Here is a 15,189-nt window from a genome sequence, read left to right on the forward strand (position 1 = left end):
AGAGACGGAACCAGGAGGGAGAGACGCGATGCGCGGCATGGTGGTGGCGGCCCAGCCGGAGGCGGCCGAGGCGGGGGTGGAGATCCTCCGCCAGGGGGGCAACGCGGTGGATGCCGCCATCGCCTGCGCCTTCGCGCAGGGGGTGGTGGACCCGCAGATGTGCGGCATCGGCGGGTTCGGCGCCATGCAACTCTGCCTGCCGGCGCAGGGGGTGCACACGGTGCTGGAGTTCTTCGCCCGCGCGCCCCTGGCAGCGACCGAGGACATGTGGGAGAGCCGCTTCATCGGCCAGTCGCGCGACGGCTTCGTCTTCCTGCTCGATGACCAGCGCAACGACATCGGCTACGGCGCCATCGGCACGCCGGGCAATGTGGCGGGCTATACGGAGGCGCTCTCGCGCTTCGGCACCATGCCGCTGCGGGCGGTGATGGCGCCCGCCATCGCCCAGGCGCAGCGGGGCGTCATGGTGCGGCCCTACATGCACTACTACTGGGCGCTCGACCATGGCGGCGACGGCCAGGTGAACGTGGCGGACAAGCTGCGCTTCAGCGAGACGGGGCGGCAGGTCTACTTCCACGCCGATGGCCGGATGAAGCGCCCCGGCGACACGCTGCGCAACCCGGAGATGGCGCGCACCCTGGAGCGCATCGCCGAGGGCGGCGCGGAGGCCTTCTACCGCGGCGACATCGCGCGCGAGATGGTGGCGGACATGGCGGCGCGCGGCGGCCTGATCACCGCCGGGGATCTCGCCGCCTACCGCGTGCGCGAGAAGGCGCCGGTCTGGGGAAGCTACCGGGGGCGGCGCATCGCCTCCAACCCGCCGCCGGCGGGCGGCGGCTCGCTGATCGAGCTGCTGCACATCCTGGAGCATTTCGACCTCGCCAGCCTGCCGCACAATGGGCCGGAGCACCTCCGCATCCTGGCCGAGGCGATGAAGTGGATGACCATCGACAAGGACCGCCACATGGGCGACCCCGACTTCGTCGATGTGCCGCTCGACCGCCTGCTCTCGGCCGGTTACGCCGCCGAAATCGCCGCGCGCATCAAGGCCGGGGAGGTGGCGCATGTGCCCCGCGCCGGGGAGCCGGCGGCCAAGGACCCGCCGGACACCACCGTGGTCTGCGTCATCGACGGCGCGGGCAACGCCGTCTCGCTGACGCACACGCTGGGCATTCCCTCCGGCGCCATCACCCCCGGCCTCGGCTTCATGTACAATGGCTGCATGAGCGGCTTCGACCCGCGCCCGGGCCGCGCCGCCTCCATCGCGCCGGGCAAGAGCCGCGGCAGCGCCATGGCGCCCACCCTGGTCTTCGAGGGGGAGCATCCCGCCATTGTCCTCGGCGCGCCGGGCGGCACCTACATCGTGCCGGCGATCGCCCAGGCGCTGATGAACGTGCTCGATTTCGGCATGAGCATGGCCGAGGCCGTGGCGGCGCCCCGCATCGTCGCGCTGAGCGACACGATCGACGTGGCCAACCGCATCCCGCAGGGCGTGGCGCGGGCGCTGGAGGGGATGGGCTATCCGGTCGCCCGCTCCTACCAGAGCTATGCCTTCGGCGCCCCGCACGGGCTGCAGCGCCTGCCGGATGGCCGCATCGAGGGCGGTGCCGACCCGCAGCGCGACGGCATGGCGCTGGCGGCCTGAGGCGGCGGGGCGGCTACAGCCCCAGCCGGCCCAGCAGCCGCCCGCGCCACACTTCCGCCCAGACGCCGAGGCGCCAGAAGCGGTGCAGCGGCATCGGCTTCAGCGGCAGCACGGGCATGTCGAAGGCGGCCGCCTCGCCCTCCGCCAGCCGGGCGGCGAGGAGGCGGCCCATATGGCTGGCCAGGGCGACGCCACGGCCGTTGTAGCCCAGGCAGCAGAGCAGGCCCGGGGCCGGCGCGTGCACATGCGGGTAGTGGTCGGGCGTCACGGCGAGCTGGCCGTTCCAGCCCTCGGCCCAGCGCGCGCCGCGCAATTGCGGCCACAGCCGCCCGGCATGGCGCATCAGGTAGTCCAGCCGCTCCGGGTCCGCCAGCTCGCGCTGCGGCCCGCGGCCGCCCATCAGCAGCCGCCCCGCCTCGTCCATGCGGTAGTAGACGGTGATGCGGCCCGTCTCGAACACCGCGCCCCGGAACGGCACGATGCCGGCCGCCACTTCGGGCGGCAGCGGCTCCGTGGCGCGGATGGCGCTGAACACGGGCACGATGCTCTCCGCCAGCCCGGGCCAGAGCCCGCCGGAATAGCCGTTGGTGGCGAGCAGGACCTGCCGCGCCCGGACCACGCCCTGCGGCGTCTCCACCCGCCACCCATCCGCCTCCCGCCGCAGGGCGGTGGCCGGCGTGCCGCCATGCACCCGCGCCCCCAGCGCCTGCGCGGCGCGCGCCAGGCCGCGCGCATAGCCCAGCGGGTTGAGATGCCCGCCGCGGGGATCGAGGAAGCCGAGCGGATAGAAGGCCGTGCCCACCGCCTCTTGCAGCGCCGCGCCCTCCAGCAGCCGCACCGGCATGCCGCGGTCCAGGCAGGCGCGGTGCAGAAGGCGCAGCTCCGCCGCCGCGGCGGGGCTGGTGGCCACGCGCAGCGTTCCATCCTGCCGTGCCTCGCAACGGATCTGGTGGCGGCGGACCAGCTCGAACACGTAGTCGGGCGCGGCGTGGCTGAAGGCGACCATGCGGCGGCCCAGATCCGGGCCGAAGCGGGCCTCCACCGCATCCGGCGCGTGCTTCAGGCCGGGATTCACCTGGCCGCCATTGCGGCCGGAGGCACCCCAGCCGGGCTCATGCGCCTCCAGCACGGTGGTGGGGATGCCACGCTCGGCCAGATGCAGCGCCGTGGACAGGCCGGTGAAGCCGCCGCCGATGATGGCGACATCCGTGCTGGTATCGCCCGGCAGCGGCGGCGTGTCCGGCGCCGGGGCGGCGGTCCGCGCGTAGAGGCTCGGCGGCAGGGGGCGGGGCGCGGTCTGGGCCATGCCCGCCACTGTTTTCAAGCCGGCCCGGTGGGTCAAGCCGCTGTTTCGCTCCCGTGGAAAACGGTGCCGGCCCCACGAGCAAAAAAACCCTAGAATATATATTATGGAAAATAGACATGGCCTGGAAGCTAGGCCGTGCCGCTCCTGGCCGGCGTGCGTATGGCGCCATTCCCGCGCAGCCTGTAAGGCAGGTCGGCAACGGACCGAAACGACGCAGGCCCTGCCGCGGCGGAACCCGGTGCCTTCTGACGGACAGAAAGGAAGCGTCCATGTCCATTTCCGGCGAGATGCTGATCGGCGCCACGGCCCTGCGCGGCACCGACAAACCCATCCGTGCGATCGAGGCGGCCACCGGCCAGCCGATGGAGCCCGCCTTCGGCGGCGGCACGGCGGCGGATGTGGAGCGTGCCTGCGCCCTGGCCTGGCAGGCCTTCGACAGCTACCGCGAGACCACGCCCGAGATTCGCGCCGGCTTCCTGGAGGCCTGCGCCCAGGCCATCCTCGACATCGGCGACGCGCTGATCACCCGCGCCATGGCGGAGAGCGGCCTGCCGCGCGGCCGGCTGGAGGGCGAGCGCGGCCGCACCGTCGGCCAGCTCCGCCTCTTCGCCAAGGAGGTGCGGGATGGCACCTACCTCAATGCCCGCATCGATCCCGCCCTGCCCGACCGCCAGCCGCTGCCGCGCCCGGATCTGCGCCTGCGCATGATCCCGCTCGGCCCCGTGGCGGTGTTCGGGGCCTCCAACTTCCCGCTCGCCTTCTCGGTGGGCGGCGGCGACACCGCCTCGGCCCTGGCCGCGGGCTGCCCGGTGGTGGTGAAGGCGCATTCCGCCCATCCCGGCACCTCCGAGCTGGTCGGCCGCGCCATCCAGTCCGCCGTCAAGGCCTGCGGCCTGCCGGAAGGCGTGTTCTCCCTGCTGTTCGGCTCGGGCCAGGTGGTCGGGCAGGGGCTGGTCGCCGATCCGCGCATCAAGGCGGTGGGCTTCACCGGCTCCCGCGCCGGCGGCACCGCCCTGATGAAGACGGCCGCCGCCCGCCCCGAGCCGATCCCGGTCTATGCCGAGATGAGCAGCATCAACCCCGTCTTCCTGCTGCCGCAGGCGATGGCCAGCCGCGCCGCCGGCATCGGCAAGGCCTTCGTCGGCTCCCTCACCCTCGGTGCCGGGCAGTTCTGCACCAATCCAGGCCTCGTGCTGGCCCTGGACGGCCCGGAGCTGGAGACCTTCCTCGGCGCCGCGACAGAGGCGCTGGGAGGCGCCCCGGCGCAGACCATGCTGACCCCCGGCATCCTCGGCGCCTACCAGGCCGGCATCTCGCACCTCGCCGGCAACAACCGCGTGCGCAAGGTCGCCTCGGGGCAGGTGGCCAGCGCCGCCACCCAGGGCGAGGCCGCGCTGTTCGAGACCACGGCCGAGCACTTCATGGCCGACCCGGCCCTGGCCGAGGAGGTGTTCGGCGCCGCCTCCCTCGTCATCCGCTGCCCGGATGCCGAGACCATGCTCCGCCTCGCCGAGGGGCTGGAGGGGCAGCTCACCGCCACCATCCAGATGGAGGAGGGCGATGTCGAGATGGCGCGCCGGCTGCTCCCGGTGCTCGAGCGGCGGGTCGGCCGCATCCTGGTGAACGGCTACCCGACAGGCGTGGAGGTCAGCCACGCCATGGTGCATGGCGGGCCGTATCCGTCCACCTCCGATGGCCGCTCCACCTCCGTCGGCACACTCGCCATCGGCCGTTTCCTGCGGCCGGTCTGCTACCAGGACATGCCGGCGGCGCTGCTGCCGGAGGCGCTGCGCGACGGCAACCCGATGGGGCTGTGGCGGCGCGTGGACGGCGTGCTCGGCCAGTCCTGAACGGCGCGGCGCGGCGCGGGCGGTCCGCGCCGCTGATGCCGCTCCGGGGAGGGCACGCCCCCTCCCCGCGCGCGCGTCAGACGAAGGTCAGCAGCCGGCGCGGCGTGCCCACCATGATCGCGTCGATCTCCGCCTCGCTGAAGCCGCGCCGGCGCATCAGCGGGATGACCTTCTTGTAGATGTGCGCGTAGCCATGGCCGCCGAACTCGGTCATCTGCACGATGTGGCAGATGTCGTGGCTGATGACGACCTGATCGCCATGGCCGCGGTCGATGACGCGGCGGATATCCCGCAGGCGCTGCGCGTCGTTCGGCAGGTCGATGTCCGGGTTCGGCTGGTAGTAGCAGCTCTCCTGGCCGAACAGGTCCCATTCCAGGATGACGCCCGCATCGGCCAGGCGGAACAGCCGCTCGTCGTCGAAGATGGTGCGGTCGATATGGTCGATGATGGTGCGCGAGAGGTCGGCGCCATGCGCGCGCAGGAACTCGACCAGCATCCACGGGTGGTCCTGGTCGCGGGCGGGGTGGATGGTGAGCGCCGCGCCGGTCTCCTGCTGCGCCAGGCATGCGGCGTGCAGCATCTTCTTCTCGAGGTCGGTCCAGGGCCACTGGCAGCCGATCTCGCCGAGCAGCCCGGCGCGCACATCGGTGCCCCAGGCGCCGAGCTGGATCTGGTCCACCATCTCCTGCGCCAGCTCATCGACGCCGCGGGCCTCGTTCGCCGGGTCCTGGTAATCGTGCACGTAGTGGCCGCAGCCCATGACGATCTGCGCGCCGCTCTCGCGCGACGCCCGGGCCAGCCCCTCCGGGTCCGGCATCAGCCCGCCGATGGTCAGCTCGACGATGGTGCGGCCGCCATGCTGCACCACCTCCGCCGCCGCGCGCGTCGCCACGCCCACATCGAGCTGCGTCGAGTTGCGGTAATCCTTCACCGTGCGGGTCTGCAGATCCCACCACTGCCCGAGGTCGAGCTCGCCGAGCGGCTTGTCCCGCTCGGGCGGCGGGGTGATGTTCCAGATCAGGTGCTCGTGCATCAGGGTGGAGCCGAGCTCGGCGGGGTCGATCAGCCCCAGCACCGTCTGTGCCTTGCCCCGCATCTCGTCGCGCGTCAGCCTCGTCATGTCGTTCCTCTCTCCTTGCCCGATGGGTCGCGCCCCGCCTCAGCCACGCCGCACATTCCACGCATACGGCACGCTGCCGGTCAGGAAGCCGCTGAGATCGGTGCGGTAGGCGGTGCGCATGAAGAACTGGCCCAGCGGAATGATCGGCGCCTGCTCGAAGGAGACGCGCTGGATCTGCTCGGCGATGGCGGCCCGGGTGGCCTCGTCGGGGGCGCTGAGCCATTCCTCCGCCATCCGCTCCACCGCCGCGTTCTCGTACCAGCCGAACCAGCCCTTGTCCCCCTGGCCGCGCAGCACGGGATTGATCGCCGGCGTGTAGATGGAGAGGGAGGGCCACCAGGTGTGGAAGATGCTCCAGCCACCCTGCTCCACCGGCGCGCGGCTGGAGCGGCGCTGCACCACGGAGCCCCAGTCGGTCTCCACCAGCTCGACATTCATGTCCAGGCGCCGCAGCAGGTCGGCCGTCACCAGGCCGAAGGGCGCCATGCTGGGCATGTCCGTCGGGTTGAGGATGACAACGCGCTCGCCCTTGTAGCCGGCATCGCGCAGCATCGCCTTGGCGCGTCCCAGGTCGCATGGCCCCTGCAGCGGCTTGGACCCCGCCTCGGTGCCGTAGGGCGTGCCGCAGGGCCACATGGAGGGGCAGAGGCGGAACAGTTCCGGGTCGTTCGCCGTGACCGCCCGCATGTAGTCCTCCTGCTTGGCGGCGTAGAGGAGGGCGTGGCGGATGGCGGCGTTGTCGAAGGGCGCGTGCAGGCAGTTGAAGCGCAGCGTGCCGATGTAGCCCATCGGGTCGTTGACGGCGACCTTCACCCGGCGGTTGCGCTGCAGCAGCGGCGCGAGGTCCGGGTGCACCTGGTCCCACCAGTCGATCTCGCCGGCCTGCAAGGCGGCGGCGGCGGTCGCCGCGTCCGGCATCACATGCCACTCGATGCGGTCGAAATGCGCCACCTTGCCACCGCTGCTGCGCTGCGGCGGCTCCTGGCGCGGCACGTAGCCGTCGAAGCGCGCATAGGCGACACGGCTGCCGGAGACGTATTCGCCGGGCAGGAAGCGGTAGGGGCCGGAGCCCACCATCTCCGTCACCTGCTTGAACGGATCGGTGCGCGCCAGGCGCTCCGGCATCATGAAGGGGATGATGGCGGCGCTCTTGGCCAGCGCCTCCAGCATCAGCGGAAAGGGCCGGTGCAGCCGGATGCGGATGGTGCGGTCATCCGCGGTGCCCCATTCCGCGACGCGCGCGGCCAGGGACTGGCCGAAGGTGTCGCGCCGTGCCCAGCGCTCCAGGCTGGCGGCGCAGTCGCGCGCCAGCACCTTCTCCCCGTCGTGCCAGCGCAGGCCCTCGCGCAGGCGCACCTCCCAGGTGAGGCCATCCTGCGAGACGGTGTGGCCCTCGGCCATCTGCGGGCGCACGCGCAACTCGTCGTCCAGGCCGTAGAGCGTGTCGAACACGTTGTAGGCGTGGTTGGTGGTGACGGCGGCGGTGGTCCAGATCGGGTCCAGCGCCGTGAGGTTGGCCTGCGGCACGAAGCGCAGCACGCGCGCCGCGGAGCCGGCCGCGCGCAGCGGCGGGGCGGCTCCGGCGGCGGCGAGGCCGGCGGCGGTCGCGATGAAGCGGCGACGATGCATCTGTGGTCTCCCGAGATTTGCAGCCCGATCGCCATGCGTCCGGTCGCGTCCGGCGAGCCGATCGGCGTTTCCCCAGTCCAGGCCTTGCGGGCGGCCTTGTTCGTCTTGCAGCGCGCGTTGGAGATGGCGGGAGGAAGGGCCGCCGGCCGCTCCTCCTCCGCCTCCTGCTAGGGGGCCACGCCGCCGGCGCGCAGCAGCGCGGCGCGGGATTCGGCGAACTCGCCGACGGCGGCGACGAAGCGGTCCATCTCCGCCTCGCCCACCGGCAGGCTCAGCGCCACCATGCCGCGCCGCGCCAGGTAGAGGCCGGCCGCCAGCATGTCGAAGAAGAACAGCTCCCGCAGGCCCTCCTCGGCGGGGGTGGCGGCATAGGGGCGGTCCGGCAGGGGCTGGCGGAAATGCACCGTCATCATCGAGCCGAGCCCGGTGAAGCCGAGCGGCACGCCCGCCGCCCGTCCCGCCGCGTTCAGCCGCCCGCGCAGCGCCTCGCCCCGCTGGAACAGCGCCTCGGCCGCCTCGGCGGTGAAGATCTCGCCCATCGCGACGGCGCCGGCGGCCATGGTCAGCACGTTGTTGTTGAAGGTGCCGGCATGCGGCACCCGGCTCTCGAACTGCGCCATGATGTCGGCCCGGCCGCCGAAAGCGCCGAAGCTCATGCCGCCGCCGATATACTTGCCGAGGCAGGTCATGTCCGGCGTGATGCCGAGCCGCGCCTGCAGCCCGCCGCCCGACATGCGGGAGGTCATCACCTCGTCGAAGATCAGCACGGCGCCGGTCTCGTCGGCCAGGGCGCGCAGCGTGGCGAGGAACTCCGGCGTCGCCGGAATGCAGCCGCCGCCGCCCAGCATCGGCTCGACGATGATGGCGGCCAGGTCCTGCGCATGGGCGCGGGCCAGGCGGGTGGCCTCGACGCTGTCATTGTAGGGCGTGGGCAGGAAGGGCAGCGGCAGGGTGGCCGGGCTCGGCCCCGCCAGCGGGAAGGTGAGCACCCCGCCATGGTAGCCGCCCTGCATCACCATGATGGTGTTGCGCCCGGTGAAGCCGCGCGCGGCCGTCAGCGCCATCAGGTTGGCCTCGGTGCCGCTGTTGGTGAAGCGCAGCCGCTGCAGCGAGGGGAAGCGGCCGCACAGCAGGCGGGCCAGCCTCTCCTCCCCCTGCCCCACCGCGGCGAGGTTGATGCCGCCCTCCAGCGTGGCGTGCAGCGCCTTGTGGATGCGCGGCTCGGAATGGCCGAACAGCCCGGCCGTGTATTCGCCGCAGAGGTCGAGATAGGCATGGCCGTCCAGGTCCCACAGGCGGCAATCCTCGCCGCGCGCCATGGCGGCCGGGAACGGGCCATAGGCGAGCACGGAACGGGTGTTGCCGCCCGGCATCACCTCGCTGGCGCGCTCGTGCAGGGCGGCGCTGCGCGGCCGCGCGGCGGCATAGGCCGCGCGGGCCTCCTCCAGCGCGGTGCCGAGATCGCTGTTGCGGCGCAGGGCGGTGGCCGAACTCATGCAGGTCTCTCCACAGGGGCTTGGCGATGGCCCGGCAGCCCCCCGACTGCCATGCGGGCCGGCGCACGCTAAACAGGATGCGACGGCCTGGCGCAGCACCATATGCCATCTCAGTAGCGATGCTATTGTGATCACAAAATGCCAGCAACAGGAATCTCGATGAATCCGCCTGAATCGCATTCCGCCTTGCCGCCCCTGGAGGAACAGGCCTATCGCCGACTCCGGCAGGCCCTGGTGGAAGGCACCTTCGCGCCGGGCGACAAGCTTTCCCTGCGGCGCATCGCCACCTCGCTCGGCACCAGCCCGATGCCGGTGCGCGCCGCGCTGCGCCGGCTGGCGGCGGAGCAGGCGCTGGACCTCACGCCCTCCGGCACCGCCATCGTGCCCCGCCTCACCCGCGCGGCCTTCCTGGAGCTGGGCGAGGTGCGCGCGGCGCTGGAGCCGCTCGCCCTGCGCCTGGCCGCGCCACGGCTCGACGCCGCCACCCTGGCCACGCTGGAGCGGCTGCTGGAGGAACATGCCGGGGTCCGCGGCTCCGGCCGGCCGGAAGACTTCCTGCGCGTGGACCGGGAATTCCTCTTCACCCTCTACCGCATGGCCGAGGCGCCGCTGCTGCTGGGGATGATCGAGAGCCTGTGGCTGCGGCGCGGCCCGCTCTTCTGGGAGGCGCGCTGGGTGCTGATGGGCCGCCCGGCCGAGCACGCCCACCGCCACGCGCCGATCCTGCAGGCCCTGCGCCTGGGCGACGGCATGGCCGCCGCGCGCGAACTGGAGGGCGAGATCCGCGACGCCACGACCTTCCTGCTGGGAGAGATCCGCTTCGCCGGCGATGCCGGGGCGGAGCGCGAGGTGCTGCCCCTGCTGCGGCCCGGGGACTGAGGCCACCCGGCGGCGGGCGCCCTCTTATATGCAACCAGACTGGACTAAGTCCGCCAGATTCCGCTATGAAGGAGCGCAGGAGGCCCGCCATGCAGACGGTCAACATCCACGCCGCCAAGACGCACCTCTCCCGCCTCGTCGACGCGGCGGCGGCGGGCGAGGAAATCCTCATCGCGCGTGCCGGGCGGCCCGTGGCCCGGCTGGTCCCGCTCGAGGAGGCGCCGGCGCGGCCGCGCCGGCGCCTGGGGCGGCTGGCGGGGCAGCTCTCCATCCCGGCGGATTTCGACGCGCCGCTGCCCGAGGAGGTGCTGTCCGGCTTCGAGGCGGGCTGATGCGCCTGCTGCTGGACACCCACATCCTGCTATGGGCGCTGGCCGAGCCGCACCGGCTCGGCCCCGAGGCCCGCGCCGCGCTGGAGGAGCCGGAGAACGAGGTGCTGTTCAGCGCCGCCAGCCTCTGGGAAATCGCCATCAAGGCGCGGCTGGGCCGGGCGGACTTCGCCTTCGACCCGCAGCGCATCCTCCGCGCGGCACTCGACACGGGCTTCGTCGAGCTGCCGGTGCGCGCCTCCGCCGCCATGCTGGTCGCCGGGCTGCCGCAGCACCACCGGGACCCGTTCGACCATCTGCTGATCGCCCAGGCCATGGCCGAGCCGGTGCGGCTCTACACGGCCGACCCGCTGCTGCCGCCCTATTCCGAGCTGGTGGTGCTGGTCCGGTAGGGGCACCGCTCAGGCGGGGGGCATGCCGGCTTCCTCGGCCAGCCAGTGGCGGAAGGCCGCCAGCCCGGCCTCCGCGGCGCGCGCCGCCTCGCAGAGCAGCACGAAGCCATGCGCGCTGCGCCGCGCGAAGGGCACCGGCACGACCACCCGCCCCGCCTCCAGGTCCGGCCCGATCAGGGCGCGGATCGCCAGCGCCACGCCGAGGCCGCTCGCCGCCGCGTCGATGGCGAGGCCGATGCTCTCGAAGGCGGCGCCCTGGCGCGGGTCCGGCCCCTCCACCCCGGCCGCCGCCAGCCAGCGGGCCCAGTCCCGCGGGCGCTGGCGGGAATGCAGGAGCGGCTTGCCTTCCCAGCGGAAGCCCTGTGGCCCGGCCAGAGCGGGGGCGCAGACCGGCACCGTCTCGATCGGCACGAGGGGCTGCACCAGCAGCCCCGGCCGCGCCGCCGGCCCCGCCACGGCGATCACCGCGTCGAACCGCCCGGGCGAGAGCGCCAGCGGGTCGGCTGTGGTGACGAGGGTGATGTCAAGCCCCGGGTGGCGCGCCTGCAGCCGCGGCCAGCGCGGGATCAGCCAGCGGCTGGCGAAGAGGGCATAGGCGCCGACCGTCAGCGCCTGGCGCGGTGCCGGCGCGGTGGCCTGCGCGACGCCCTCCGCCAGCCGGTCCAGCCCCGCGCGGGCGGCGGCGAAGAGGGTCTCGCCGGCCGGGGTGGGCGTCACGCCGCCGGGGCCGCGCAGGAACAGCGCCACGCGCAACTCCTCCTCCAGCGCCCGCACCTGGCGGCTGACGGCGCCGGGCGTCACATGCAGCTCGGCCGCGGCACGGCTGAGGCTGCCATGGCGGGCCGCCGCCTCGAAGCAGCGCAGCGCGGAGAGCGAGGGCAGGCGTCGGTAGGTCATGGAGGGGTGTGAGCCTAGCGCAAAACCCCCTGCGGAGAAATCGGCTGGCGCGCGCGGGGGCCGCTGCCCAGGATCGGCGCGGGACGAAACGACCGAACGAGGCGAACGCCATGCATCTCCGCCCTCCCGCGCCGCCTCCCGGCGCAGCCGCCCTGGCGCCGCCGAGCGGTGCCGCCGCCGTGCCCGACAGCCACGGCCTCAACCTCTGGCGCGCCGATCCGGTGCTGCAGCGCCTCGCCGGCCTCTACCTGCCGCCCGACCTGCTGGCGCATCTGGCGCCGCATCTGGACCGGCTGGGCGGCCTGGCCGGCGGCCCGCTGGACACGCTGGCCGCGGCCGCCGACCGCAACCCGCCCGTGCTGCACAGCCGCAACCGGCGCGGCGAGGACGCGCAATCCATCGAGTACCATCCGGCCTACCGGGAGATGGAGCGCATCGCCTTCGGCGAATACGGGCTGGCGGCGCTCTCCCACCGCGGCGGCGTGCTGGGCTGGGACGCGCCGATGCCGCCCGCCGCCAAGTACCTCCTCACCTACCTGCTGGTGCAGGCGGAGTTCGGCCTGTGCTGCCCGGTCAGCATGACCGACAGCCTGACGCGCACCCTGCGCAAGTTCGGCGGCCCGGCGCTGGTGGCGCGCTACCTGCCCGCGCTCACCAGCCAGGATCTCGATACGCTGCACCAGGGCGCGATGTTCATGACTGAGCAGGGCGCCGGCAGCGACATCGCGGCCACCGTCGTCACCGCCGCGCCGCAGGCGGATGGCAGCTGGGCGCTCTCCGGCGACAAGTGGTTCTGCTCCAACCCGGATGCGGACCTCGCCATGGTGCTGGCGCGGCGCGAGGGCGGGCCGCCCGGGCTGCGCGGCGTCTCGCTCTTCCTGCTGCCGCGCATCCTGCCGGATGGCCGGCCCAACCGCTACCGCATCCAGCGGCTGAAGGCCAAGCTCGGCACCCGCTCCATGGCCAGCGGCGAGATCCGGCTGGAGGGCGCCACGGCCTGGCTGGTGGGCGAGCCGGAAGCCGGCTTCCGCCAGATGGCGGACATGGTGAACAACTCGCGCCTCTCCAACGGCGTGCGCGCCGCCGGGCTGATGCGCCGCGCGGCGACCGAGGCGCTGTTCATCGCCCACCGCCGCGTCGCCTTCGGCCGCCGGCTGGTGGAGATGCCGCTGATGCGGCGCCAGCTCCTCAAGCTGCTGCTGCCGGCCGAGCAGGCGCGCAGCATGGTGTTCCAGGCCGCCGAGGCGCTGCGCCGCGCCGATGCCGGGGAGGAGGGCGCCTATGCGCTGCTGCGCATCCTGACGCCGCTGCTGAAGTTCCGCGCCTGCCGCGACGCCCGCAAGGTGACGGGCGACGCCATGGAGGTGCGCGGCGGCTGCGGCTACATCGAGGAATGGTCCGACGCGCGGCTGCTGCGCGACGCGCATCTCGGCAGCATCTGGGAGGGCACCAGCAACATCGTGGCGCTCGACGTGCTGCGGGCGGCGCAGCGGGAGGGCTCGCTGCCCGTGCTGCAACGGCACGTGCTGGAGCTGCTCGGCAATGCCGGCGCGCTGCCCGAGGCGCCGGCGGCGCTGGAGCGCGCCCTGGCCCTGGCCGCCCAGGCCCAGGAGAGGCCGGAGCTGGCGCGGCAGGCGGCGTCCACCCTCTACCACCTGACCTCCGCCGCCGCCCTGGCCTGGGAGGCCGGGCAGCTCGGCCTGCCGGAGCGCCTGGCCCTGGCGCGGCTGGTGCTGCGGCACCGCGTGCTGCCGCGCGACCCGCTGGCACCCGGCACGCCGGAGACGGAGGCGGAGCTGGCGCCACTGCTGGCCGACCCCGGCCAGGGCGCGGGAGCGGTGGCATGATCGGCCGCCGCGCCCTGGGCGCCGCCCTTGCGGCGGCCGCCCTGCCCCTCGCCGCCTTTCCCCTCTCCGCCCTGGCGCAGCCGGGCGGCAAGGTGCTGAGCCTGGTGGTCCCCTTCGCCCCCGGCGGCCCGACCGACCTGATCGCCCGCCGCCTCGCCATGCTGCTGCAGGAGGTCCTGGGCCAGACGGTGGTGGTGGAGAACCGCGCCGGGGCCGGCGGCAATGTCGGCGCCGAATACGTGGCGCGCGCCGCCGCCGACGGGCAGACGGTGCTGTTCGGCACCTCCGGCCCCCTGGCCATCAACCAGATGCTCTATCCTGGCCAGACCTATGACCCGCTGAAGGATTTCGCCCCCGTCGGGCCGCTCGGGCGCATCCCGAACGTGCTGGCGGTGCATCCGGACATCCCCGCCCGCTCGGTCGCGGAGCTGGTGGCGCTGGGCAAGGGCGGGCGGGCGCTGGCCTACGGCTCCTCAGGCAATGGCGCCTCCTCGCACCTGTCGGGCGCTCTGTTCAACAGCATGGCGGGCACGCGCTTCGAGCACATTCCCTATCGCGGCACCGGCCCGGCGCTGAACGACGTGCTGGCCGGCCACATCGCCATGGTGTTCACCGATGTGCTGACCGCCCTGCCGCACATCCAGTCCGGCCGGCTGCGGGCGCTGGGCGTCACCACGGCGGCCCGCTCGGCCGTGCTGCCGGAGACGCCCACCATCGCCGAGCAGGGGTTGCCGGGCTACGACGCCTCCGTGTTCTTCGGGCTGGTGGTGCCGGCGGCCACGCCGGCGCCGGCGCGGGAGGCGCTGCGCCGGGCGCTGGAGGGCGCGCTGCGGCAGGAGGCGATGCGCCGCTTCCTGGAAAGCCAGGGCATGCAGCTCGCCCCCGAGGTCACGCCCGCCGCGCTCAGCGCGCTGATGGCCAGCGAGGCGGCGCGCTGGGGCGCCGTCATCCGGGAGACCGGCGCGAAGGCGGATTGAGCCCCTCCCGGTTTGTCAGTCAATCTTCCGATCCTGGCCCGCCTTGGCTAGGATCGCAGAGGAGTTCTGGCAGCAGGGGGCGGTGGAAGGCCGATGACGGAGGACATGGCGTTGCGCGTGGTGCCGCGACCGATGCGCAAGCAGGTCGAGGAAGGCCTGCGGAACGCCATCATGAACGGCCGCTTCGCCCCCGGGCAGCACCTGCCGGACCGCATGCTGTGCGAGCTGTTCGGCGCCAGCCGCAGCGTGGTGCGCGAGGCGGTGCGGCTGCTGGAGGCGGAGGGGCTGGTCACCACCATCCCCAACCGTGGCCCTTTCGTCAGCTTCCTCTCGCCGGCCGAGGCGGAGCAGGTCTACGAGGTGCGCGGCGTGCTGGAGGCGCTGGCCGGCGAAGGCTTCGCGCTGCGCGCCTCGGCTGCGGAGCGGGCCGAGCTGCGCCGCATCTACGAGGCGCTGGCCGCCCTGCCGCCGCGCGGCGCCGACCAGGCGGTGCTGCTCGGGCTGAAGCGGGACTTCTACGAGGTGCTGATGCGTGGCAGCCGCAACCCGCTGGTGGGGCGGATGTTCGAGACCATCATCAACCGCAACACCCAGCTCCGCGCCACCTCGCTCTCCGACCCCGGAAGGCTGCCGGACACGGTGGCCGAGATCCGCCGCGTGGTGGAGGCGATCGAGGCGCGGGACGCCGCCGGCGCCTGGGAGGCGTGCCGCGCCCATGTGCGCAGCGCCGCCGCGGTGGCCCTGCGCATCCTGCGCGAGCGCGAGCAGGAGGCCCGCGCCGCGCCCTCGGCGGCCAGGCCCTGAGGCATCAGGCCCTGAGGC

The 15,189-nt window shown here is 73.5% G+C and carries 13 protein-coding genes; 8 read left to right on the forward strand and 5 right to left on the reverse strand.

Annotated features, from left to right (window positions below; all coding sequences use genetic code 11):
• The first annotated feature begins 28 nt into the window (after positions 1–28).
• Entirely contained in the window at positions 29–1,645 is a 1,617-nt protein-coding gene (ggt, locus tag CR165_RS11095; RefSeq protein WP_109517059.1) for a gamma-glutamyltransferase, read from the forward strand.
• A gap of 13 nt (positions 1,646–1,658) precedes the next feature.
• On the opposite strand, the gene CR165_RS11100 is transcribed toward ggt, so the two are convergent.
• A complete protein-coding gene (locus CR165_RS11100; RefSeq protein ID WP_109517060.1) occupies positions 1,659–2,951 on the reverse strand; it encodes an NAD(P)/FAD-dependent oxidoreductase in 1,293 nt (430 codons plus the stop codon).
• A gap of 269 nt (positions 2,952–3,220) precedes the next feature.
• On the opposite strand from CR165_RS11100, the gene CR165_RS11105 reads away from it, so the two are divergent.
• Positions 3,221–4,801, forward strand: coding sequence for an aldehyde dehydrogenase (NADP(+)) (locus CR165_RS11105; protein WP_109517061.1), 1,581 nt, complete (start codon positions 3,221–3,223; stop codon positions 4,799–4,801).
• A gap of 76 nt (positions 4,802–4,877) precedes the next feature.
• Here the strand turns inward: CR165_RS11105 and CR165_RS11110 are convergent, their stop codons facing one another.
• The 3 genes from CR165_RS11110 to CR165_RS11120 form a co-directional block, all read right to left on the reverse strand.
• Entirely contained in the window at positions 4,878–5,921 is a 1,044-nt protein-coding gene (locus tag CR165_RS11110; RefSeq protein ID WP_109517062.1) for a phosphotriesterase family protein, read from the reverse strand.
• 39 nt (positions 5,922–5,960) lie between these two features.
• On the reverse strand, positions 5,961–7,550 hold the full coding sequence (locus CR165_RS11115; protein WP_109517063.1) for an ABC transporter substrate-binding protein: 1,590 nt from the start codon (positions 7,548–7,550) through the stop codon (positions 5,961–5,963).
• A gap of 167 nt (positions 7,551–7,717) precedes the next feature.
• Complete coding sequence (locus CR165_RS11120) at positions 7,718–9,046, reverse strand: aspartate aminotransferase family protein (protein WP_109517064.1); 1,329 nt, start codon at positions 9,044–9,046, stop codon at positions 7,718–7,720.
• A 159-nt stretch (positions 9,047–9,205) separates the two neighbouring features.
• On the opposite strand from CR165_RS11120, the gene CR165_RS11125 reads away from it, so the two are divergent.
• From CR165_RS11125 to CR165_RS11135, 3 genes are all read left to right on the forward strand, one after another.
• On the forward strand, positions 9,206–9,925 hold the full coding sequence (locus tag CR165_RS11125; protein WP_109517065.1) for a GntR family transcriptional regulator: 720 nt from the start codon (positions 9,206–9,208) through the stop codon (positions 9,923–9,925).
• A gap of 89 nt (positions 9,926–10,014) precedes the next feature.
• Positions 10,015–10,257 carry a type II toxin-antitoxin system Phd/YefM family antitoxin gene (locus tag CR165_RS11130; RefSeq protein WP_109517066.1) on the forward strand — a complete coding sequence of 81 codons (243 nt, stop codon included), beginning with the start codon at positions 10,015–10,017 and terminating at the stop codon, positions 10,255–10,257.
• Positions 10,257–10,646, forward strand: a complete 390-nt coding sequence (locus CR165_RS11135; protein WP_109517067.1) for a type II toxin-antitoxin system VapC family toxin — start codon at positions 10,257–10,259, stop codon at positions 10,644–10,646. Before CR165_RS11130 ends, CR165_RS11135 begins: the two co-directional genes overlap by 1 nt.
• Before the next feature lie 9 nt (positions 10,647–10,655).
• On the opposite strand, the gene CR165_RS11140 is transcribed toward CR165_RS11135, so the two are convergent.
• On the reverse strand, positions 10,656–11,543 hold the full coding sequence (locus CR165_RS11140; RefSeq protein ID WP_109517068.1) for a LysR substrate-binding domain-containing protein: 888 nt from the start codon (positions 11,541–11,543) through the stop codon (positions 10,656–10,658).
• Between the two features lie 110 nt (positions 11,544–11,653).
• Between CR165_RS11140 and CR165_RS11145 the strand changes: the two genes are divergently transcribed.
• From CR165_RS11145 to CR165_RS11155, 3 genes are all read left to right on the forward strand, one after another.
• Positions 11,654–13,390 (forward strand): acyl-CoA dehydrogenase family protein, encoded by a 1,737-nt coding sequence (locus tag CR165_RS11145; RefSeq protein WP_109517069.1) that lies wholly within the window; start codon positions 11,654–11,656, stop codon positions 13,388–13,390.
• A complete protein-coding gene (locus CR165_RS11150; protein WP_109517070.1) occupies positions 13,387–14,367 on the forward strand; it encodes a Bug family tripartite tricarboxylate transporter substrate binding protein in 981 nt (326 codons plus the stop codon). Before CR165_RS11145 ends, CR165_RS11150 begins: the two co-directional genes overlap by 4 nt.
• A gap of 93 nt (positions 14,368–14,460) precedes the next feature.
• Positions 14,461–15,171, forward strand: coding sequence for a GntR family transcriptional regulator (locus CR165_RS11155; protein ID WP_109517071.1), 711 nt, complete (start codon positions 14,461–14,463; stop codon positions 15,169–15,171).
• The last annotated feature ends 18 nt before the right edge of the window (positions 15,172–15,189 follow it).

This window comes from Teichococcus aestuarii, assembly GCF_003116135.1.
In the GTDB taxonomy this organism is placed as follows: domain Bacteria; phylum Pseudomonadota; class Alphaproteobacteria; order Acetobacterales; family Acetobacteraceae; genus Pseudoroseomonas; species Pseudoroseomonas aestuarii.